General features: G+C 36.7%; 17 protein-coding genes and 1 pseudogene. 4 read left to right on the top strand and 14 right to left on the bottom strand.

Going from position 1 to position 23728, the window contains the following annotated elements; all coding sequences use genetic code 11:
* Positions 1-8: 8 nt before the first annotated feature.
* The 10 genes and pseudogenes from gelE to yqeK form a co-directional block, all read right to left on the bottom strand.
* Complete coding sequence (gene gelE, locus IGL56_RS07520) at positions 9-1541, bottom strand: M4 family metallopeptidase coccolysin (protein ID WP_002357227.1); 1533 nt, start codon at positions 1539-1541, stop codon at positions 9-11.
* Between the two features lie 234 nt (positions 1542-1775).
* A complete protein-coding gene (gene fsrC, locus IGL56_RS07525) occupies positions 1776-3119 on the bottom strand; it encodes a sensor histidine kinase FsrC (protein ID WP_002392317.1) in 1344 nt (447 codons plus the stop codon).
* Entirely contained in the window at positions 3116-3844 is a 729-nt protein-coding gene (locus IGL56_RS07530; protein ID WP_002377181.1) for an accessory gene regulator AgrB, read from the bottom strand. Before IGL56_RS07530 ends, fsrC begins: the two co-directional genes overlap by 4 nt.
* An 88-nt stretch (positions 3845-3932) precedes the next feature.
* Positions 3933-4664 (bottom strand): response regulator FsrA, encoded by a 732-nt coding sequence (gene fsrA / locus IGL56_RS07535; protein WP_078126945.1) that lies wholly within the window; start codon positions 4662-4664, stop codon positions 3933-3935.
* A 418-nt stretch (positions 4665-5082) separates the two neighbouring features.
* Entirely contained in the window at positions 5083-7074 is a 1992-nt protein-coding gene (locus IGL56_RS07540; protein WP_002357223.1) for an amidase domain-containing protein, read from the bottom strand.
* Positions 7075-7155: 81 nt separating this feature from the next.
* Positions 7156-12783, bottom strand: a complete 5628-nt coding sequence (locus IGL56_RS07545; RefSeq protein WP_002392318.1) for a TIM-barrel domain-containing protein — start codon at positions 12781-12783, stop codon at positions 7156-7158.
* A 503-nt stretch (positions 12784-13286) separates the two neighbouring features.
* Positions 13287-13682, bottom strand: a complete 396-nt coding sequence (locus IGL56_RS07550; RefSeq protein WP_002357220.1) for a hypothetical protein — start codon at positions 13680-13682, stop codon at positions 13287-13289.
* Between the two features lie 47 nt (positions 13683-13729).
* A pseudogene (gene adhP / locus IGL56_RS07555) lies at positions 13730-13942 on the bottom strand (alcohol dehydrogenase AdhP); the annotation flags it as partial.
* A 315-nt stretch (positions 13943-14257) separates the two neighbouring features.
* On the bottom strand, positions 14258-15250 hold the full coding sequence (locus IGL56_RS07560; protein ID WP_002357179.1) for a DUF4767 domain-containing protein: 993 nt from the start codon (positions 15248-15250) through the stop codon (positions 14258-14260).
* Between the two features lie 90 nt (positions 15251-15340).
* Entirely contained in the window at positions 15341-15919 is a 579-nt protein-coding gene (gene yqeK, locus IGL56_RS07565; RefSeq protein WP_002385850.1) for a bis(5'-nucleosyl)-tetraphosphatase (symmetrical) YqeK, read from the bottom strand.
* Between the two features lie 223 nt (positions 15920-16142).
* Here yqeK and IGL56_RS07570 point away from each other — a divergent pair, with 223 nt between their 5' ends.
* Positions 16143-17048, top strand: a complete 906-nt coding sequence (locus IGL56_RS07570; protein WP_002357177.1) for a polysaccharide deacetylase family protein — start codon at positions 16143-16145, stop codon at positions 17046-17048.
* A 121-nt stretch (positions 17049-17169) separates the two neighbouring features.
* Here the strand turns inward: IGL56_RS07570 and rplS are convergent, their stop codons facing one another.
* The 4 genes from rplS to IGL56_RS07590 all read right to left on the bottom strand — a co-directional run bounded on the left by rplS (position 17170) and on the right by IGL56_RS07590 (position 20384).
* Positions 17170-17517, bottom strand: a complete 348-nt coding sequence (gene rplS, locus IGL56_RS07575; RefSeq protein WP_002357176.1) for a 50S ribosomal protein L19 — start codon at positions 17515-17517, stop codon at positions 17170-17172.
* A 143-nt stretch (positions 17518-17660) separates the two neighbouring features.
* The gene (trmD, locus tag IGL56_RS07580; RefSeq protein ID WP_002381776.1) at positions 17661-18401 is read right to left on the bottom strand and encodes a tRNA (guanosine(37)-N1)-methyltransferase TrmD; all 741 of its coding nucleotides are present in this window, start codon (positions 18399-18401) and stop codon (positions 17661-17663) included.
* Complete coding sequence (gene rimM, locus IGL56_RS07585) at positions 18391-18915, bottom strand: ribosome maturation factor RimM (protein ID WP_002357172.1); 525 nt, start codon at positions 18913-18915, stop codon at positions 18391-18393. The genes trmD and rimM overlap by 11 nt, the downstream gene beginning before the upstream one ends.
* Positions 18916-19022: 107 nt before the next feature.
* Positions 19023-20384 (bottom strand): Nramp family divalent metal transporter, encoded by a 1362-nt coding sequence (locus IGL56_RS07590; protein WP_002357171.1) that lies wholly within the window; start codon positions 20382-20384, stop codon positions 19023-19025.
* A gap of 197 nt (positions 20385-20581) precedes the next feature.
* On the opposite strand from IGL56_RS07590, the gene IGL56_RS07595 reads away from it, so the two are divergent.
* The 3 genes from IGL56_RS07595 (at position 20582) to IGL56_RS07605 (ending at position 23689) form a co-directional block, all read left to right on the top strand.
* The gene (locus IGL56_RS07595) at positions 20582-20956 is read left to right on the top strand and encodes a VOC family protein (RefSeq protein WP_002381774.1); all 375 of its coding nucleotides are present in this window, start codon (positions 20582-20584) and stop codon (positions 20954-20956) included.
* 221 nt (positions 20957-21177) lie between these two features.
* Entirely contained in the window at positions 21178-21786 is a 609-nt protein-coding gene (locus IGL56_RS07600; RefSeq protein WP_002383106.1) for a TVP38/TMEM64 family protein, read from the top strand.
* Between the two features lie 100 nt (positions 21787-21886).
* Complete coding sequence (locus IGL56_RS07605) at positions 21887-23689, top strand: glycerophosphoryl diester phosphodiesterase membrane domain-containing protein (RefSeq protein ID WP_002385849.1); 1803 nt, start codon at positions 21887-21889, stop codon at positions 23687-23689.
* The last annotated feature ends 39 nt before the right edge of the window (positions 23690-23728 follow it).

Consider the following 23728-nt stretch of genomic DNA (forward strand, 5'->3'; position numbering starts at 1 on the left):
AATTTTTTTCATTCATTGACCAGAACAGATTCACTTGGTTGGTTTACTTGAATATCCTCTTTAGCTCCGATTCCAGCAGAGTTAAAGGCTGCTGACACCACTGAAGCTGCTTCATCGCCATATTGAACTTTTGCAGCAGCAAGCATCGCATCACGAGCATCACTGAATTGTGCTTTAGGTGTTAAGTAATTTACTAACGAGCTGTAGAAAATAGTCTGTGCTTTTTCAATGCCTAAGTTCTGGATAATGGTGTAACCAATCCGATTAATAATTCCACTATTATAATGAACACCGCCTTGATCATAATAAGGCGTTCCTTTATACCGTGCTCGATCGTCGTATTGAGCCATGGTTTCTGGTTGTCCGTGTTTACTTGGCGTTTGTAAATTTCGAATACCTGTTTTTCGGTCAACACTCTGAGTATCCGCACCAATTTCTGGATTAGATGCACCCGAAATAATATAACCCATCAAATCAGAATAAGATTCATTCAAGGCACCTGATTGTCCTAAATATTCTAAACCGGCAGTATGTTCCGTCACACCATGTGTCATTTCATGACCAACTACATCTAAAGAGGAAGCATACGTTTTTCCTGTTGGTGTACTTGTTTCACCATAACGCATTGCTTTTCCATCCCAAAAAGCATTGTCATAAGCATCTGGATGTTGTTCATCAACAACTGACAAGATGGGCATCCCTCGATCATCAATACTGTGTCGTTGGAAATGATCTTCATAATATGTTTTCACAAATTTTCCATGCGTATAGGCGTCAACAGCATTCTGATTTAATGTCGCTAGTGATGGCGCTTGAATAATAGAATAATTATTTTTGCCATCAACTACTGCATGGTAAACCCCTGTGTTATCCGTTCCGTGTAAAGCAATTCCCGTATTGCTTTTTTCAACTGGTACATTAAACGTTACTTGAAAAGAGTTTTTTAACGTTACTTCACTACCGACATGTTCCGTTAAATCTTGTTTTTCCATAATTGTTCCATCTGTAGCGTTCACTTTATAAACCAATGATACGGGGTCACCAGTTGGTGAAGAAGTTACTCTGACTTTATAAAATAATTGCCCTTCATTATTTACACGTTTGTCAATAGCTAAAAAGACAAGATCTTTATTTTCCGGATTATCAGAAGCAATAATTTTTTTAACTCCTTCTTCACCGATTGCATCAACCGATTGAATTTTCACAACTTGATCAACTGGATTTCCTGTAACACTTGTTACTGCACCGTTTTTATCTAAATGAATAATCACATTATCTGAATCAACAGTAACGCCTTCCGTTTGCTTTTCTAACTTAAGATGCTTCATCCCCCACGCGTCTTCTTTTCGATCTACAACCGTATATTGTTCAGCAGCTGCCTCAGAAATTGCCTCCTTTTCCAACTTCGATAAAACTGTTGAAACTTCACTTTCTGAATAAACTTGTTCTTCTGCGGCTACAAAAAGTGAAGAAAATAGACATGAACTTCCAACAAAGATGCCTGTACCTAAAATGTATAAAATTTTATTTCCCTTCATCAAACAATTAACTCCTTCCCCAGTTTCCTTTTATTTCTTTTCCCAACAAAAGTATTGCTTTATCCTCCCTAATTTTTCCCGTTAAACGACCGCCCCTTTCCCTGCGTAAATATTTGTTGCTATTTTCATTATAGACAACTACCTAACCGGCACTATCTAAATTCCTTAATCAGCCGACATTTTTCCCTGTATTGCCCCTCATAACTCAATACCATAGCAAAAAAGTTGTTAACAAATTCATTCGTTAACAACTTTTTTACTGTTATGATTTTTTTCAATAATTAAATGTTGAGTAACCGATCCTTCATTGAAGGACGTTTGCAAGTCAAATTGATCTGAAAAATCAACAATTTCTTTTACATATAACAATCCCCAACCGTGCTCTTCTGGGTTACTTTTAGAACTAAATTTGGTTTTCTTCATAACCCTAAAATCAAATTCGGCTTGGACACTATTTGTTATCACAAACTCTTGTGTTTCATTTTTATTGAAAATTGAGATAGCGAACATTTTCAATTCTGATTTTGCACTGTTTTCAATCGCGTTATCTAATAGAATAGCCAACAAACGAATCACAACCACTAAGTCGATTGATGTATCGAGAATAAATACTTCTGGCACATCAACAATCACTTTTAGTTTTGCTTGCTTTGCGGTATTAATTTTCATACTTATGAGTGCCTTAAGTTCCATATTTTTCAAACGATTTAACTTCATAAGTTCAAATTCTTCATTATCAATAATTTTTTTGGTTGGTGCAATCGTTTCTTCATAAATTCTTTTGATTTCCAGAATATCTTCGTATGAAATAGCAATTTGTAAACTATACAATAAATTTTTATAATCATGACGAAACATCGCTAGCTCTTCGTTAATGGATTCTATTTTTTCAGTATAAATCGTTAAATTATTCAATAATTGAGTGTTGATACGTTGTTCTTCCAAATAAGCTTCAATGACTAAGCCAATCAGAATTAAAAATAAACCTACACTTATTAATAACTCCAATTTAGAACTATTTACCGTGACAAATCCTCGCATAAAGTCAGGTGAAATCTCTGGCGAAATCAAAAACACAAAAAGTAACAACAGAATCAACAATAAAAGTAAACAACCAAAAAAAATTCGACTATTTTCTAACACACGATTTAATCTTAAAAAAACACTATTGGGAATTTTTAAAGCAATCCAGATATTTATAAGCAACAGAAGAACATTTGAGGCAATCCATAATAATTTATTTTGATAAATCTGTTGAAAAAAAACACTTAAAATCGTTTGCTCCGTGTAATTGATAAACGAAACCATAAGCAATGTAAAAACGGATAAAAATATCGCTTTAAAAATTGAGAACCTCTTTTTGTGAATGAGTAAAAATCCTGTAAAAATAACGACTGTCAGCGCATAAATCAACCAAGAGTAGCCCAACATTAATGCCGCAAACGAACAAAGATTAATGACAATAAGCAATGAAAGTAACGGTATTTTACATTCAATCTTGATCAATGTTACTCGTAAAAAGACAAAAACGATAAAGCTAGATACAAGCAAAACGTTAGTAGCTAATAACGACAAAATCATTTTTCAATATTCTTTTTAGGTTTTTCAGTTTGTCCCATCCATTGTCCAAATATATTGGGCGAATTTTGATTTAATCTAGGCTTAGTTCCCACACCATCACTGACTTTTGCAACTCTTTTTTCAATAACATTTTTAATTATTTTTTTACCAAATTTCATAAAAACACTTCCTTCAATTAAATTTTTTGTTACAGGGAGTATCATCAGACCTTGGATGACGAGACCGTAGAGTATTACTGAAGCAATCTTTTCTTTGACAAACAGACTACATAAAATAAGTAAACACACCCTTATAAGGCTTTGCTTTTTGAGCACGTTTAAATCAGATGGCTGAACAGGTTCGATTGCTGTTCCTTGTGGCGCATACCAATAAAATAATACGACTAAGAGGCAAATCAATAAAATTTTATAAATAAACGGTAAGCTCACAGAAGAATTTTTCAATACAAATGGTATGGCAACATAGATAACAATGCTTTCTAGACGACAGAGCCATTTGGTTTTTGCATGCCAGCCACCTGCGACAGGCCGTAAAAAAATCAGTACGACGTATACAATAAAGGTTTCGCTTAACGTCCCAAATAAAACTGATAAAATCAGAATCATCAGAAAATTAAATAAGCCAGAAAAATAAACGGTTAGATAATACTTTGTCCATTGTGTTTTTCCTGATTGATCTTCCTGATCCATATCCATAATATTTTTTAGAATCCAATCGATTAGCATATCGCCCTCCTCTTCAAGTATTGCACTAAATTATAACGAATATAGCGACTAATAGATAGATAATTCCTTAATTAGTCATTATCCCTCCCTAAGTAAGAAATAGTGCCTTGACCTGAGTATAATATCTTCTTGAGACTGGTACTTCCGTTCCGTCTCTCATAGTTAAAAGATGCGTTTTATAATTTAATTTTGACGCATATTTTTTATTGATGATGATTGATTGATGGACTCTAATCAAATCTGGATGCAGTTGTTCAATTTTTGATAACGTTCCATAAAATTCTCTTTTAAAATTTTTACCAACCATTGATACACGATGATCGTATTCCGTTTGAAAGAAATAAATATCATTAATATCCATTTTTATAGAAGACGCTTTTAAGTTAATGATAATATATTCACTTTTTGTCTTTATATTTTCTTTTTGTTGAATATATGCATCGACACATGTTTCGACCTCTTTTTGGAAATCTAGAAAATCCACGTTCTTTTGAATAAATTGAAGAGCTGAAACCATATATTTGTAGGAAGTTAAAACTAATTCTGTGTGAGTAGAAATAAATACAATCAGACTTTCACTGTCTGTTTTTCTGATTTCTTTAGCAACCTCAAATCCTGCCTGGATATGATTGTTCATTTGAATATCTAGGAAAAAGATATTTAGTTGGGCGTCCTGGTGTGCCACTTGTAATAATTCATCTGAACGTGAAAATAAATGGATTGTTTCATTATAAATATTTCTTGAATGTAGGATATTTGTTAACAATGCTTCTAACGCTTTTGCTTGAATAATTTGGTCTTCTAATATATAAATAGCCATTTGTTCACTCATCCCTTTCTCAAGAAGATATAAAATTACACAACAAAAGACAAATGATTATAATGTTCAATCAATTTATACACCAATAAAAGAGATAAAAAATTGATTGTCTGTTAGTATATTCACATAAATTTAGTATAGCGATTTCAGTAGTTTCCTGCAAACAAAAACATAAAATAACAAAGCATCAAGAAAGAGTACTTTGGACTATTCATCTTTTTCTAACGAATCATGAGGACGATTGTCTCTTCGTTGATGAAAAACAAAGAATCAACCGCCAAACTGTTCTTGTCATTTTATACATGACAAAATCAATTCATTGGTCGATTCTGGTTATTTTAATTTGTTAGTTCACACATGGATCATTGTGCTAACTTTTTACTTAAACATCCACACTTCTTCCTGTTGAATGAGTCGCTTAAGCGCCAATGTAGGTCACGCCACTACTATAAGCAATTGCATTAGGTAAGACACGATACGAAATCGTTTGATCATTGATGACATTGCTTTCAGAAATAATGATTCCATCAGAAGTGACCGCTTCAACAAAAGCAACATGTCCATATTGATTATCTGCGCCAGCAACTCCTGGTTGGAAACTAATCGCACGACCAGCTTTAGGCAATGAACTAACTTGATAGCCTAATGCACGTCCTTTTCTTCCCCAGTCACTGCCATTTCCCATAAATTCATCCACAGAAGTGCCCAACTGTTTGAAACGATTATAGACATACCACGTACATTGGCCCACGGGATAGCTACCACTCCGATTATAATTGATCCCATCATAGACTGGAAAATGCATTTGTTGCTGTTCCGCTTCCGACAGCTCATTTTTAGATTGGATAATCAAACCGTCTGCTGTTTTTGGTAAGTCAAATTGCGTTAAGTTATAAACCGCAATTAACGAATTTAATTTATTATCGTATTGCTTGTCTGTTGCATATTTACCTGTTAAAAAACGCGTTGCTTGAAGGTAGTTTTTGGCTTCCGAACGCCACGCTGGTTTATAAAAATCTTGATTTCCGTCAATCCCTTGTCGGAGTAATTGAACATAATCTTGCAGTGAGTCATTATAGCCACCGTAATCGCGAAACCCAGCGGAAATTGTATAAAGTTGGCCCCTCTGATCAGCCTCTTTTGTTGAAAAGCTAACACTATTTCCTTGGAACGAACCTTTCACGCCAAAGAGATTATAATAAGGTTCTTTGGCTAGTTGACTTTCGCCAGAGCCACTTTCTAAAATAGCCTGAGCTATCATCACTGATGCAAAAACATCGTATTTTTCGCCAAGTTCTCTGGCTGTCTCACCAATTTTTTTAATAAACGCTGTGGTTTGTTCTGACTTCTGCATTTCAAATGACGCACCATATGTTGCTAAAACTTCTTTGCCATACTCCGTTAATATGAACTCCTTAAAAGGATTAGTCACTACCAAGCGTTTTTCCTCTTTTGAGTCTGGTTGTTGTTTGGCAGTATAGATATTCTCTAACTGAGCGATTACTTCTGGTTTCTCTTTAGAATCCGCTTCCGCTGCGGCAATTAAATATTTTCCTTGGCCAAGATAAACACCATTTTGAAGCGTTTTTCCTTCAGCTGTTTGCCAAAAAATCAGATCACCAGGTTCTGCCTCCTCTATAGAACGAACTTTACCAAATGTCATTTGTTCTTGCGGTGTACTGCCAATGTCTATTTTAAATAATTGTTGGTAAATTTTTTGGGCAAGGAAACTACTGGTCAATGCTTGCTCCGTCAAATTAAATTCTTTTTTTGTTTTCCCAATGTGTCTTAATGCTTCAGCCACCACGACTGCCCGTTTCTTTTCGCCAAAAGACGACAACAGTGGCAGTTCGTAGCCTTTTAAATTTGAAGAAGCTATTTCATCTACTTTGAGGGACGGATTTAACGATACAGCCTGATTTTCTTCAACAACGTTATTGGTGGCTTCAGGAACTTGAATAGGTTCTTCAGGTTCTTGCTTGGTCACAGGAACTTGTGGTGGTTGAACTTGTGGTGGTTGCGATTGTTCAATAGGCTGCGTGATTTCTGATGATACCGTTGGCTCTGTAGGTTCTTTTTTTGTTTCAGAACTAGTATTTGTGGTTGTCGTTTCTGTCGTTGAATGACTCGTTGATTCGGTAGTCGTATCGGTAGAACTATTTGATTCAGATGACGAACTACTAGTGGACGTTGTCGATGTAGCAACAGTTGTTTCAGTTGTTTCGGTTGTTTCGGTTGTTTCAATTACTTTTTCTTCCGAAGTAATTGTCGTTTCCGAGGACAGAGCTGTTTGTAGCGAGCTACTTGGTAATTCTGCAGCCAACGTAACAACTGGAGCGACTTCCAAACTCAGAAGAACGAGAATACTTGTTAAAACAAGTAGTTGATTCTTGATTTTCTTTCTTTTCATTCGTAAAAATCCTCTCCTATTACTTACTTGCGCATTTGCACACTGTTTTTGTACAAATGCGCCTTGTAAGTTAATGATACGCTAATTTTGGTCTTTTTTATTTTTGAAGAATAATTTTCCTAAACCAATACTTACTATCAATAGAAAACCACTGATTGACCAGATTGGCGAAACAACTTCATTTGCTTTTGGCAAAGTACCAGAAGTGGTGGTTTTTGTTGTCGTTCCACCTGCTGCTGTGCCCTTTCCTGGACTGGTTACGCTACCAGTCCCGCTAACCGTGCCATGATTTCTATTGTTGCCTGTAGAGTTGCTACTGATTGGCTCTTCTGCCATTGCTTCAATGGCTTGTGCTAAAATACTTAAACATTTGTCCACAGCTTCTTGCGTCGCACTTGGGTCCTCAACAAGTGCTTTTGCTTGTTTAATTGCTTCAGCTAAAGCTTCTTGCGATGCTTTTGTAAATTGTTTTCCTGCTTTAGGTTTCAAGGTTTCTGCTTTTTGAAGCAGTTCTCTCAACTTTGTTTTATCCGCTTGAAGGACTTGTTCCTCTAAACTATCCAAAGCAGTTTTTACATTTTTTTCAGCAGTATCAATTTGTTCTTGCCGAGCATTTTTATCAGCTAAAATCCCTTCCGCTTGGTCAATTGCTTCAGTTAAGCGCGCTTTAGACTCGCTGGTAAATTCTTTTCCGGCAGATGGTTTGATTGCTTTTGCTTTGGCTATCATTGCCTCTAAGGCTTTTTTATCTGTAACTAACGCTTCTTCTTGTAACCCATCGATGGCACTAGTTAATTCAGCAACCGCTTCATCAATCATTTTTTGATTAGCTGCTGGGTTTTCCAATGTGTTTTTAGCTGCTAAAAGCGCTTTTTGTAAATCTTGTAACGAGGAGGCAGTAAATTGGTGCCCTTCACTTGGAGTGACTTGCTGCGCTCGTTTGACTACTTCTTGTAATTGGTCTTTATTTACAAGGGGTACTTCTTTTAATTGAGCCATTGCAGTTTCCAATGCGTTTAGAGCCTCAGAGACTTCTTCTTTTGTCGCCGTTTCTTTCGCTACGATTGCTTCAGCCGCTTGAATTGCTTCTTGCAATTGTTTTTCTGTTTCTTTTGTAAATTGGTATCCTTCTTCCGGCTTTCTTCCTCGAGCTTGAGCGATTTTCTCTTTTAAGGTTTCCTTATCAACGGCGACGGGTTGTTCTTTTAATTGTGCAATTGCTTCACGCAATGTTTTAGTCGCTTGGTCTATTTCTTCTTGGGTAACTTTTTCTTGAGCAAATACTTTTTGAGCTGCTGCTAATGAGTCTTCGAGAACTTTTTTAGTTTCTTCGGTGAATTCTTGCCCATCACTTGGTTTCTTCGCCAGCCCCTCTTGAATTGCTTTTTCTAAATCAGCTTTATTCGCTACATCAGGCATTTTTTCCAACTGACTTGCAGCCTTTTCTAGGTTTTCCACAGCAGCAGAAACGTCTGTCTGTGTGGCTTGTTCATTGGCTAGAACAGCTACTGCCTCATCTAAGACTGGTTTAAAAATTGCCCAAGTTTCAGGCGTATATTCTTTTTCGACACGTGCTTGATTTAGCGTAATTAGCGCTTGTAATAACTCTTTATCTACTAGCTCTGTGGGCTTCACTGTTACAGAAAAATCTGAAAGTGTGGCTTGTTGGAATCCTTGGCCTACTAATAAGCCTTGACTCATATCAAATTGTAATGGCTGCTCAACAGTTGTCGCACGTTTTACGCGAGTTGTTTCTTTTACTTTAACTTTAAAGGTAACTAAGTCCATTGAACCATTTAACAATTGTTTATTTCCTTGATTACTAAGAACTAAATACAGATTCTCCACATCATTTGAATGTTTCCGATATTTAGAATAATTTTCCATTTGTTTTGTATTATTCGTGGTTGCAGGCTGACCGACAAGTTCAAATTTGCTAGAATCAAAGGACATTTTTGTGCTTAACGCATTAATGTTTTTTAAGTCTTGACCTTTAAGTGTAAAGGTTAATGTATCGCCAGGAAGATAGGTATCCTTGCCATTTTCATTAACCACAGCAAGGGATAAACCGCCCGCAATTTCTTCGACATCAGGTATCTCAATCCCACCATCTAATTGTCGTAAAACATAACTGATATCATAAGCATCAATTACCCCATTTTTATTTAAATCGCCTTTTTCAACATAGCCATTAAAGTCACTGTCCACAGATTCTAAGCCTGTATAGTTTCGATAACTCATTGCATCATTTTCATCAATCGTTCCATCATTAGTAATGTCTCCATGTAAGATTCCTTCTGTTCCTGGTTGTTTGTAAAAGAGCATCTCACGACCAGAGCCAAAATTACCCACCGACTTTAATACCTTCATTTCAACAAAACGATACGCTTGCTCCTTCGTTTCAATGGTTTTTGTCAAAGCATCTTGCTTCCAGTTAATAGGTTCTGAAAACTCTGTCCAATTAGCTCCATCTTTCGACGTCCGATACTGGAGTTGCAAAATATTTCCGTTGCCGGCATTGTCTCTTGGCAAGTATTCAATTTTATCCATTTGATACTCCGCACCAAGATCAAATTTTAAAGACAAGAAATTTCCATCACTTGGATTAGCGATGCCGGTTGACCAGTTCGTATGCCAACCTGTACTCAAATCTTTATCTGTTAATTTCTTCAATTCTGCGCCTGGTTGTTCTGGTAAATTACTTGTTGCTTTGACTTGATTAATTGTTTCTTTATAGGGATCATCTTGTGTTTTTCCTTTAATCGGTTCACTCCATTCAGAGACCCCGTTTTTTCCAACAGCTCGAACTCGAAAAGTATGTTCGCTTAGGAAGGAAAATCCATCAAATGTTGCTGTATTCGTTTGAATATTTCCGAAAACAGTTCCGTCACGCTCTACTTCATAGCTTGTTGCCTCAGTTACTTGATCCCATTGAAGAGTCAAAGAAGATGGCGTTGTTTTTTCTTCATTGATTGCGACATTTGCCGGAATAGTTAACTGGTCATCGACCGTTGTATTTCCTCCGTCAACCGTTCCTTTATTAATGAAACCTTTGACAGTTATTTGAACATCTTTGGCGGTCACAGATTGTTTCGCTAGTTTTACTGATAACGCTGATTGGTTCAGTTTTTCTCCTGAAGCTTCAGAAAGATACTGATTCACTTGGAATTCTTTATCAAAATAATATAGATTTGTACCAGCTAAAAATTCTTCTTTATTAGCTGCTTGTTTCAAGGTTACTTCTGTTCCCCCCACCATTGCTGTTACGCTTTCGGGCGCTTCTGAAGCTAGCAAATCAAGCGTGGTGCTTCGTTCATCAACAAAGCCACTATAACTTCCTTTTGTCGGTTCGATAGTAACGGTCAGATCCCCTTTTTCGTTTGATTTAGGGCCTTGACTATTTATTTTAGTCGTAGCTGATTGCCCAGCTTCATAACTAGTTGAAATTCCGTCATCTTCATACATATTAAAAGAAGTGGTGCCATTTGGATAAATCAAGAAAGATCGTTGATCTCGTTGGATTTCCTTTGGATTGTTGTTTGGATTCGTCATTGGGATAATACTGCCATCTTTGACGAAAACGGGCACCTTCCACAGCGGTGTTTTTACTCCATTTAAGACACGGCCACCTTGATATTTTTCGCCTGTAAATAAGTCAACCCAGACTTGTTTTTCATCTGGTAAGTAGATTCCATCACGGATTGAATTTCCTGCCTCATCTTGATTGCCATTATAAATTGGGGCAACGAGTAAATTGGGTCCCCACATATATTGGTATTGAGAATCTTTTGTATATGCTGTTCCTTCATTAGGAAATTCTAAAGCCATGGCCCGTACCATTGGTAGTCCATCAACTGATTCCTTGGCAATACTGTAGTTATAAGGCATCATCATTGATTTTAATTTTAGATACGCTCGGTTCAAATCTGTGGCTTCTTGATCAAAAGCAAATGGCGTTTTTGGATTGGAGCCCCAGCCGTCCATATTTAGCTGCACTGGTGTAAAAGTTTTCCATTGGAAATCACGTATGTTGACCTCTTTATTTTTTCCACCAAAAATTCCATCCATATCTGAACCGACATTTGGTTGTCCAGACAACGAAGTCCCGATATATGTTGGGATATGGAAGCGAATATATTCCCATTGACCACCCGTTTGATCGCCTGTCCAAATACCAGCGTGCCGTTGGGTTCCGGCCCAACCATCTAATGAAACAATCATCGGACGAACTGCGCCGTCTGTTTCTTTTACAAAAACATTCGCGGCATCTTCTACACCATTTAAGCCAAAGGAATACCCATACCCGACCCACGCCACGTCAGTTTTGAGAGCTTTAACACCAGCGACACTAACTTCTTTCGCAATATCCCGTTCTCCTTTTTTAGGATTTTTAGGATCCGCTGGATGGAGATTAGATTGAGTCCACAGCCCCACTTCAACACCATTGGCTTGAGCATACTCTGTAAATTCTTTTAAGTTTTGTACATCGCCGTCCAATGAATCTGTTTGGCCATAGCCAGCACCGTAGCCGTCATTTGGCAAGAACCACCCTAACGGCATATCGTTTTTCTTATATCGATCAATAACTGCGCGTGCAGAAAATTGATAATTCTCTTTTTCTCCATTTAAAGATTCTAGCGTGCCATTTAAGTTTCCTAGATCGCCTGGTTGGTATTCTTTGTAAAAATTACCATCTTCAAACTTAACTGCTCCCGCGGTTCCTTCTGCTACTTTCACCCAATAGTCCCGATTATACGCGTTTAAATGTGCTTCATAGAACCCGTATTCTGGCATCAAAGCTGGTTTCCCGGTTAATTCATAGTAATCTTTTAAAATACCTGCTGAGGAATCATTAAAGAAATAAAAAGCATCAAAATCTGTTCCTTCGTGCGTTGTTGTGGTTGTTTGTGGATCATGACTTCCAAAATCATAGTTGCCAGGTTTCCATGTATTTCGAACAACGCCATACCCTGCAGTTGACCAATAAAATGGGTTAGGCGATGCTACTCCGCCATCTACCCAATTGTTCGTATTGACAATCTGGATAGCTGTTCCTTTATGCGTAAATCGACCATTTTGAGTTCCTCCGCCAAAATAATTTTCTTGACTACTTTGTTTTAACGTTTGTGTAGCTTTATCATTTTTAAAGGATAGCGGAGCGGTTTCTTCTAAAATAACTTGATTCTTTTTCTTGTCTAGAACCTTCATTAAAGCGCTTTCTTTTTCGAACATAATTTTTAAACCATTATTTTCTAGAATAAATTGGTTTCCTGAATCTGTGACGTTCGTTTGCTCAAAGGCTTGTGTACCATAGTCGGCCATTGTTTTAGCCGTAATTTTCGCAACATGCTTTGGATCATTTGGAGTTGGATATTCTTCAAATTTACCAGTTGGATCTAGATGATAGCGAAAAAGATGGTCGTTTAAAATACTAATTTGTGCTTTTTTTCCAGAAGCATACGTAATGACAAAGTTTTTCTCCGCTTTTTCAATCGACACAATTGCTCCGACTGACGTTGCTGAATCAGCTACGTCTTCTTTTGCTGTTTGCTCTTGCGCATCAACCACTTGAGAATCCATCGTAACAAACGAATGGAACGCCAATACAGACGAACTCACTAATAAAAATGTCAACCAGTGCTTTTTACCGTAAATTTTTTTACCCTGATACTCTTTGTTCATTTTTTCCTCCTTAAAATTGCTCCCCATAGAATAGTTCCGACACAATTACTCACAAAATCCAAAACCCAACAAAGTTTTATCCAGATGAAAAGTCATAACGATTTTCTTAGTTTACTGAGACTGTAAGCAAGTCAGTTTCAGTAACCCCTTCATAAACACATCCTTTCAATAAAATATTAAATGAAAACAATCCATTTTCATCTTATATAAAAATTTTAGTACAGAATCACAATTTCCTAATGAATGCGTTTTCATTTGTTGACTACCAATTTTTCACTTTTTTAATAACATAATTATCGTATGATGGTTTTTTTGTGTTTGTCAACGGTTAATTATAGCAGCCACCATTAACAAGTATTAACCCTTGATAAACCTGTTAATTCACTTATAATGATGATTTTATTGCGAAAATATCTACATCAGAAAAAGAAAGACTTTTTCAAAAATCTAATACCTGTTGCTCAAATCTAGTCTATTTAAAAATAATCAACACCCTCCTGCTCAGCAAGAGGGTGTTAATTACTCGTTTTTTAGTGATTGATTTGACTTGCTGGTGTGAAAAGCAAACTAATGATGATGCCAACTATCAGTACCGCTAGCAATATAAAAATTAACTTTCCAAACCGGTGATAGGGATTGATCGAAAGCCCAATCCCATAAACTTTCGGAACCCACAAAGGAGGCGTTGGATTATCTTTTTGATCTTTATAGGCTATCTTTAAAATCTGCCACGCAAAATACAACAATGGTAAAACCATAATTACCCCAACTATACCTAGCCATTTTGTTAATAAGTCACTGGTATGCAAAAGACTGATTGTCAGAATTGGTACAAACAAAAGAATAAAGCTAATTGTGGCTCCCACTTGTGCTTGCTTAAGCAGTCGTCTCTCACGGAGAGTAAGATTTGCAAACATTCCATCCATCCTTTCATGGTTTTCAGATTAAATCAACGAATCACTAAAAAACTAAATTAACTGCGAAAATCAATGACCATGCGCCCGCGAATTTTTCCTTGTTCCATTTCTTCAAAAATAGCATTAATTTCTTCTGGTTGACGTGTTTGACAAACAGGAACAACTTTTCCTTCTGCACCGAATTGGAAAGCTTCTCTTAAATCTTGACGGGTTCCAACTAACGATCCGACTACGTGAATGCCATCAAGAACAAGACGTGGAATTGTTAGTATATCTTTTATTCTACGATAAAATACTTACTATGAATACTAAAACATTTCTCCATTTATTTTAACATGAACGACGATTCGTAAAAAAATGACAATTTAGCCTATCTTTATATAAACAGATATCACTTCAACGATTGATTCAGATCTATTTGAGCCTAGTCAAATAGAGATCTAGCATAAAAACTTCCCAGAAAAACATCCCCTACTCTGAGCACCTCTATCCAAAAAAATAGCACATAGGCAAAGGCAGGCTGCTTACCTTTTTATAAGTAACCTGCCTTTGCCTATGTTTAAGTAAACGACGTATTTCCCCTATTACTGATTCAAAGTCCTTAAAACTTTATAATCACTGTTTTTCACGAGTAAAACGCTACTTGGGTTATCGGGATAAGCAGCATTGCCATCAAATGATACAACAACAGTATTCGTACCAACTTTCGTGAATTGTGTGTATGAGCCCCCAGCACCGCCCACGTTGGCAAAATGTAATGTCAACGTGTCGCCTTTTGTTTCTACCTCGCGCCAATTTGCCCGCTGATAGTTATGCCAGTCAATTTGAGTTGAAATTTCGTTTGCCGTGTTTTTATACATTCCTTCGTAAAAATCAATCGCTTCCTCTTTTGAAGACCACGGATTGACTGAAATATTTGGGATTTGTTCTTTAGTAATTGACGGGGCACCTACAATTTTTTCAAAGCCAGCCCTCAACTCTGCATTATCTGTTGCTCCAAAATACAGATAGCCATAAGGATCTCCTTGATTTTGCATCGTCACTAAAACTAAGGGATGATTGTTAACGATGGTGAATAAATACAAATGCTTTTGCATTTCTGGTTGCGTTTCTGCATCAGAGTAAACAGCAACTAACGCATATCCATCCTTCACTTGTCCATTTTCAGACCATTCTAAATAAATGGGATGCTGACCAATCGCTGGTTGCATAGTAACATTTCCTACTAGACCATCAGGCGCTTGGACGCCATTAAAATTGATTGAATTTCCTGGTGTATATTCTTTATACGTTTGGTTCATCCGTTGCCCCCAATCAGCCATAAATTGTTGTAGTTGTGCCTTTTTTTGCGCAGACCACAACTGATTTTCAGCTTTACTAGAAGCAGAAGAATTACTTTGAGTCGTACTAGATTTTGACTCCGTGCTCATTTGACTTGCTTGGCTGTTGTTAACGGTAACAGGTGCTTTCATTTCTGATGTTGCTGTCGGCTTGCTTGCAGTGCTATCACCACTTTTGTTGGAAGAACATCCTGATAAAATACTCAATAAAAGACCTATCAAGATTATTTTTTTCATTGGGAATCCCTTCTTTCTGACAAGAATACTGTACTACTTTTCCACTTTTCTCACCAGCAAAACTCGACTAAAAACGACTATGTTTATTTGTTATTTAATTATCAAATTAAGTTGATTGTAAGCATCCCATAACCAAGGATGCACAACTTTAATATCGTGTTTCAAAATATAATCAATATAGAAATATGCGGCATTTTCTAAAGAACAATTTAAAGCTTGTAATAAACCATCTAAGTATGGTGGTTTACCTTCTTGATCCCACTTTATTTTATCAGCGACAAACAAAACTAAATCTATGTCCGAATAGTTTTTCTTCAATGTTGTATGGCATTCAATAGCTGATAAAATTTCATTGTCTTCAATACCAAAATCCATTTTCGCAATAGACTTAGAAATTTTTTGATGAATTATCATTGGAAAGGCCATTTCTGCTTCGTTTAATTCAATCCCATATTTTTGTGCGACACTAATTCTCTGATTATTTGGATAAATCGCAGAGATATCGTGTAAATATCCTGCAATACTTACTTTTTCTGGACTAGTTAAATATTTTTCACCAAGTTGATAGGCATACTCTCCAACTTCCATACAATGATAATACGTCTTCTCACAGTTTTTACTCACTAAATATTGTTTAATTTCATTTTTCAACACCTGTTGATGATCCATTTCCACAGCCCTTTCTCATTCCGATTACTCTTCTAGATAAATAAATTATACTCCTTTCATCCTCTAGCAACCTTTTATTTTTTATTAAATAAACAACTAACTAAATTGAAAAAATTGAAACTTTTTGGTCCTCAAATTCGTCTATAACTAATAGGACGTTCAATTTTGTATAACGTGGAGGTGTATTTTTTAACTTTTTCATTAACCAAAGAGGAGTGAAAGTATGCGACATAAGAAAAGAAAATTCAAAATAAACGGGTATGTATTATTTAGTGCGTTAATCCTCATTGTTCTTGTTTTCATTCAAACGTTCCTATTAACTCAACCCAAGATAACAAGTAAAAATGATGATACTACGCAGACATCGACTAAAAATTCAACTGCAAAAAAAGATTCCCCGACCAAGTTAGAAAAGGAATCAACACACATGACTATTTCATCAAAAAAATATGCTTACTCAGCAGACAAAATCAGAAAATATATAACTGGAGAAGAACCTTACAAAGGTGAAAAATTAGTATTCTTAACCTTTGATGATGGCGTTAATAATCAAATAACCCCACAAGTCCTAGATACATTAAAAAAGTATAACGTCCACGCAACTTTTTTTCTTGTAGGAAATACCCTAACTTCCGAAAATCAAAACATAGTGAAACGCGAAGTCGCAGAAGGGCATTCAATAGGCTTTCATAGTTCAACTCATGATTATGCAACGTTATATCCAAACGGGATTGTTAACACTGAAGAAATACAAGCGGAAATAGCAACCATGGAGAACTCTCTTAAAAAAATATTGGGCGAAACATTTCAAACAACTCTCTGGCGATACCCAGGAGGTCATATGTCATGGGGAGGTACAGAAAAATCTGATGAATTATTCAAACAACTTGGCATCCATTGGATTGACTGGAATGCGATGGTTGGAGATGCGGAGCCGTTAGACAGACAGCCTACTACAGTCGCAGAAATGCTCGCTTTCCATCAACATTCACTTGAGGTTTATCCGGATTATAATATTAGAGTAGTCTTAATGCATGATTCAGTAGATAAGGAATTAACAAAACAAGCATTGCCACAATTAATAGAGTTTTATCAAGCAAATGGTTATCAATTTGGCGTGTTATATTAAAGCAACTCGGAACACTAAAGGAAGCATTTCTGGTCTTAGTCAATGTTGATTTTCTACTTAATTACACACAAAAACACCCTCTTGCTGAGCAAGAGGGTGTTCGTTTGTCGAATAGTAAAGATTAACGACGGATTTCTTTGATACGAGCTGCTTTTCCGTGTAATGCGCGTAAGTAGTAAAGTTTTGCACGACGTACTTTACCGTAGCGAACCACTTCAATTTGAGCAACACGTGGTGTGTGTAATGGGAATGTACGTTCCACACCAACACCATTTGAAACTTTACGTACTGTGTAAGTTTCGCTGATTCCAGCACCACGGCGTTTAATTACAACACCTTCGAATAACTGGATACGTTCACGAGTACCTTCGACTACTTTCGCATGAACGCGAACAGTGTCACCAGGGCGGAACGCAGGAATATCCGTACGTAATTGTTCTTGTGTTAATTCTTGAATTAATGGATTCATTTTATCCTTCTCCTTATTCCCAAATATTCTTATGGTCACTTCTGCCACAGCGGAATATTGTAATAGTTAGAGCGCATTGCACTCACCAAATTAGTTTACCACAGACAAAATAAGCTGTAAAGAGAATTTTCTTGAAAGTTCCCTTATTTTTGCTCTTCTTGTTTAATTTCCTCTAATAACTTCAACATTTCAGGCGTCATTTCTACTGATTCCAACATGTCAGGTCGACGCAAAAAGGTCCGTCGTAATGATTCTTTTAGTTGCCATTCTGCAATTAATTTATGGTTACCATTCGTTAGCACGGCAGGGACTTCCATATCGTTGAAAATAGCAGGTCTGGTATATTGTGGATGCTCTAATAGGCCAGTGGAATGTGAATCCGTTTGTGCAGAAAGATTATTACCTAAGACATCAGGTAATAAACGGACTGTCGCATCAATCATGACCATTGCGCCTAATTCGCCCCCTGTTAAAACGTAATCCCCCAATGAAACTTCATCTGTAACCATCGTGCGAATTCGCTCATCATAGCCTTCATAATGTCCACAAATAAAAACTAAATGTTCTTCTTGTGAAAATTCCTCGGCCATTTTCTGATTAAACGGTTTTCCGGCTGGATCTAATAAGATGACCCGTTTTGGCTGCTGGTTTGTCTCTTCTTCAATTGCTTTTAGGTTATCATAGATCGGTTGTACTTTTAAAAGCATCCCCGCGCCACCGCCATACGGATAATCATCGACCGTTTGGTGTTTGTTATCTGAAAAATCGCGAAAATTAGAGACATTCAATTCTAATAACTGCTTTTCCCGAGCTTTCCCAATAATTGATTCCCCCATTGGTCCTTCAAACATTCTAGGAAAAAGAGTTAATACATCAATTCTCATCGTCAATCAATCCTTCTGGAATGTCCACATCAATCCGTTGATTTTCGACGTCGACTTTTGTAACAACGCCTTCAATATACGGTAAAAGTAAATCTTTTTTCTTTGGTCGTTGGACGACCCACACATCATTCGCACCAGGAGATAAAATTTCTTTAATTTTTCCCAGTTCACTACCGGTTTCATCATAAACAGTGGCACCAATGATTTGGTGATAATAAAATTCGTCCTCTCCCAATTCAGCGAGATTGTCTTTTGCAACTTTTAAAATACCGTCACGATATTTTTCAACATCATTGATATTTGGATGTCCTTCAAAGCTTAAAATGTCAAAATTCTTATGCTTGCGGTGGGACTCCACGACCAATTCAATTGGTGCTTTTTTCTCTTGAAATAGCAGTAACGTTGCCCCTTTTTGATAACGTTCTTCTGGAAAATCCGTTTTCGAAATGACCCGAACTTCCCCTTTGATTCCTTGTGTGTTCACAATTTTTCCTACATTTAAATAATCTGTCACGTGAAAGCCTCTCTTCCTTGTATTTCATCTTTCCTATTCTACCATTTCTTACGCGCAAATTCTATGAAAAAACAAAGGCCAACTTTTCTAGTCAGCCTTTGTTTTTATTAATTCGTTAAACCAGTTAATGTGCCATAAATTAAAAATAAATTTAATAACGTCAAGGCAATAGCAATAATCCAAGCTAAAAATTTCACCCACGCTGGATTCGCAAATTGGCCCATTAATTTTTTATCACTTGTATACATCGTTAAAGGAATAATCGACACTGGCAAAGCAATACTTAGGAAAACTTGCGTATAAAGTAACAAGTCTTCAACAGCCGTTTCGCTACCGCCATAAATAATGACACAGATAATGACTGGCACAATTGCTAACAAACGAGTTAACACTCGTCGTGCCCACAACGGCATTTTTAAATGGATAAAGCCTTCCATTACAATTTGTCCTGACAGCGTACCTGTAATCGTTGAATTTTGACCCGAAGCCAGTAAAGCAATTGCAAAAAGAATACTTAACACTGGGCTAGCAATATTACCAACAATATCTGGATTTTTCAGAGCATCAAATAAATCAACAAATTTACCTAATTCACTGTTGGTTCCATAAAATAATGCTCCTCCTAAAATTAACAACAAACAATTTACGACAAAAGCGACAGTTAATTGAATATTTGAATCCCAAGTAGTGAAACGAATTGCTTTGGCTTTCTCAGCATCATCGTTACGATCAAATTTCCGAGCTTGCGCAATGGAAGAATGCAAATATAAGTTATGAGGCATGACTGTCGCTCCAACGATTCCCAAGGCTAAAAATAACATGGATTTATCTGTCGCTATTTTTGTGTCTGGAATAAAACCTCGTAACACTTCACCAATATTTGGATCTGCTAATGCCACTTCATAAGCAAAAACAAAAAAGATAACTGCAATTAAACAAGAAACAATTGCTTCGATTTTGCGAAAGCCTAACTTTGTCAGTAGCAAAAGTAATAAAACATCAAACGTTGTTATCAACACACCAATTAATAATGGAAAACCAAATAATAATTGCAAAGCAACGGCACCACCAATTACCTCAGCGATATCTGTTGCCATTATGGCTAACTCCGTCACCACCCACAAGGCAACGCCCGTTCGTTTACTTGTATGCTCTCTAGTCGCTTGGGCTAAATCCATTCCTGTCACGATTCCTAAGCGCGCAGCCATACTTTGTAGTAACATGGCAACTAAACTAGAAAGCAAAATCACACTAAGTAACGTGTACTTATATTCCGCTCCGCCAGCAATTGACGTAATCCAATTTCCTGGATCCATATAACCAACAGCCACTAAGGCGCCAGGTCCGCTATAGGCTAGCAAAGTTCGCCAAAAGCTTGCGTTTTTAGGTACCTCGACGGTATTATTTATCTCTTCTAAACTAGGTCCATTTGCATAATTAAGCATTTTTTCCGTTTTCTTTTCTTTCATCCAACATCCCTCAATCTATCTTGTTCACACATTTCACTTTTAGGTACACCTAAAACTAGTTAACATAATTATAGTCTTCTTATTCTTCGTTGTAAACTGTTACATTATAATTTTTTTAAGCACTCTCGCTATAAATCGTTTGGTTTTTACCAAAAAATCCCTTACACTTATTTTATCATAGATCGGAGGTTATGAGGATGAAGTTAGATATGGTCGGTATTATCGTCAACGATATGACACAAGCACTCTCTTTTTACCAAACGCTAGGTTTTAACGTGCTGGGAGAAGCTTCGCCTGATTACACAGAATTACAAAACAATGGCGTCAGGATTTCTTTAAATTCACTACAAATGATTACTGGTGTCTATGGGTTTGCGCCTAGCCAACAAGGCGATAAAATTGAACTTGCTTTTCTTTGTGAAACGGCCGCAGAAGTTGATAACACCGTGAAAAAAATGAGCCAAGCTGGTTACATTGTTTTTAAAGAACCTTGGAATGCACCTTGGGGCCAACGATACGCAATCATTAAAGACGTGGATGCAAATTTAATTTCACTCTTTGCCCCTCTATAATATTACTAAAAGATGCGCCACTTTCGTTTCTTTTACTCTCTTTCGAAAGATCAGTGCAGAATGGGTCTTAAGTAGGATGTCTTTTCTGTCTCTTTTTTTGTATAATAAACTTATCAAATGATGCGTATCTTACAACTTTGTTCGTTTGCAGAAAGAACAAACGATGTTTTTTATTGATGAAAAGTTATATACTAAAAGTACGATGAGTATAACTAAAGGAGATGAGAAATGTGAGTGTTACCCTATCTAGAAAAATTGTTAATATTATTTCCATTTTGGGCATTGTTGCAACCATAATTGCAACCATCTATTTTATCCGATTAGGTGTCTTCAAGGACATCAATGCACTAAGAGGACTAGTAGGGCAATCTGTCATTCTCGGTCCGATTATTTTCATGTTAATTCAGATTATTCAAGTGGTTATTCCGATTATTCCTGGTGGTGTTAGCTGTGCTGCAGGGGTCTTGATTTTTGGGCCAACAATGGGCTTCGTCTATAATTACGTTGGTATTGCACTTGGCTCTATTATCATTTTCTTATTAGGTCGTAATTATGGGAAACCATTCATTATGAGCCTTGTCAGTGATAAAACATATAACAAGTATATCGGTTGGTTAGACAATGAAAAACGTTTTGAACGATTGTTTGCTTTAGCAATTTTCTTCCCGATTGCACCGGATGATGCGCTTTGTTTAATGGCCGGTTTAACAAAAATGTCTGTGAAAAAATTTACTCTGATTATTTTATTAGCAAAACCTGCTTCTATCTATTTATATAGTCTTGCGTTAATTTATGGCGGTACATTTTTAACTAGCTTACTGGGAATGTAAAATAAATAAAAAAGCGAACGGACTAAATCAAAACTCTGCCTGTGTCAGTTTGATTTAGTCCTTTTATTATGGAATTTTGGTAGAAACTGGGGGACTTTTGATGTTTAGTTATTTTAAAAATAGTATTGTGAATACGCTAGATTTTCTTAAAGGGACAACGGCGTATTTTCGCGATGTGCTCTTGATGCACGGATTTATGTTATTCGTTCTATTGCCTTTATTGACAAGTTTGTCCAAATTGGTACTCAAAGAAGGTGGGATTGATTATATTTCCTACGATAACTTAGGGGCAATTGCTACGCAACATCCCTATGTCCTTTTGACTTTTCTACTAATTGGGCTGTTAATTTTACTGGCGCTCTTTTTTGAATTTACCTTTTTATTGCTTAGTGTCTATTTTATTAAGAAAAAGCAACCAATTACTCTAACGCAATTATTGCACGGCACCTTGCTTCAGATCAAAAAAGTTCGAGGAATTACCTTTCTGTTTTTCCTGGCATATTTCTTTTTGATTTTACCATTAAGTGGGTTAACCTTCCGCTCTTATTTATTAACAAGAGTTAAGATTCCAGCCTTTATCTTAGATTTTATTTTTGCAAATCGCGTCATTATTATCATTGGTTTCGTATTGTTAGAACTGATTATCTTATATTTAGCGATTCGACTTGCTTTTGCCCTTCCAGAGTTGATTTTACGTGATGTTGGTTTTCGTGAGTCTTTAAAACGTAGTTGGCAAATTACAAAGCGGCGCTTTTTCCAGATTTTAGGGCAATTTATTATCATTGGAGGAACTGTTTTAGGGATTTTTACGGCTGGCTATTTCTTGATATTTTTAGGTCAAACCGCAGTCGAAACGTTTAAACCTGAGTGGTCTTTACCTAGCGCTGTCATCGCTATGACACTCCTTCAGGTTATGATGCTCTTAAACTTGGTGTTGTCTAGTGTTGCTATTTTTTACATTATTGTTGATGATATGGAAGATGAAGGGATTTTGCCTGACACGCCAGAATGGTTCACCCCGAAATCAGAGGTTCGGGTAGAATGGACCACCTTCAGAGTCGTTCTTTTTTGTTTGATTGCAATCTTCTTCGGAATTGGTGTAGGCACCTATAATACGAATTACCTAAGTCATACACCTGACCGAAAACCGGTTACCATCTCCCATCGTGGTGTTAATGGTAACAATGGCGTTCAAAACACCTTGGACTCTTTAATCGAGACCAATAAGGCAAAACCTGATTATGTTGAAATGGATATTCAAGAAACCAAAGACCATCAATTTATTGTCATGCACGATTTTAATTTACGGGCGTTAACGGGGGTTAATAAACGACCAAATCAATTAACACTTAAAGAATTAACGAACATGAATGTCACAGAAAATGGTCAAACTGCTAAAATAGTTTCTTTTGATGATTATTTAGCCAAAGCCAATCAATTAAAACAACGTTTATTAATTGAAATCAAAACCACGCCTCAGGGTAGCCCTGATTTAGTACAGCGCTTTGTCAAACAATACCGTGAAAATATTTTAGAAAACGGCCATATCCTTCATACCTTAACCTATGATACGGCGATGGCCTTAAAGAAAGAAGAACCACGCTTTTATGTAGGCTACGTTATTCCTTTCAACATTGTGGGACCGCCTAAAATGCCAGTTGACTTTTTTACTATGGAATACAGTACAATGAATCGTAACTTTGTAAATGCCGCTCATCATGATGGGAAAAAGGTTTATGCTTGGACAGCAAATGATGAAGATGTTATGACGCGAATGATTTTTTATGGCGTCGATGGCATCATTACCGATCAACTCAGTCTACTGAACGAAACAATGAAAACCGATTTAGAAAATCCAACATACTCCGATAAACTGTTGAATTTCGCTATTGGAATGGGTTAAAAAAAGAGCCAATCTGCTGAGCAGATTGGCTCTTTTACG

The organism is Enterococcus sp. DIV1316a (assembly GCF_050536915.1).
Taxonomy (GTDB): domain Bacteria; phylum Bacillota; class Bacilli; order Lactobacillales; family Enterococcaceae; genus Enterococcus; species Enterococcus faecalis.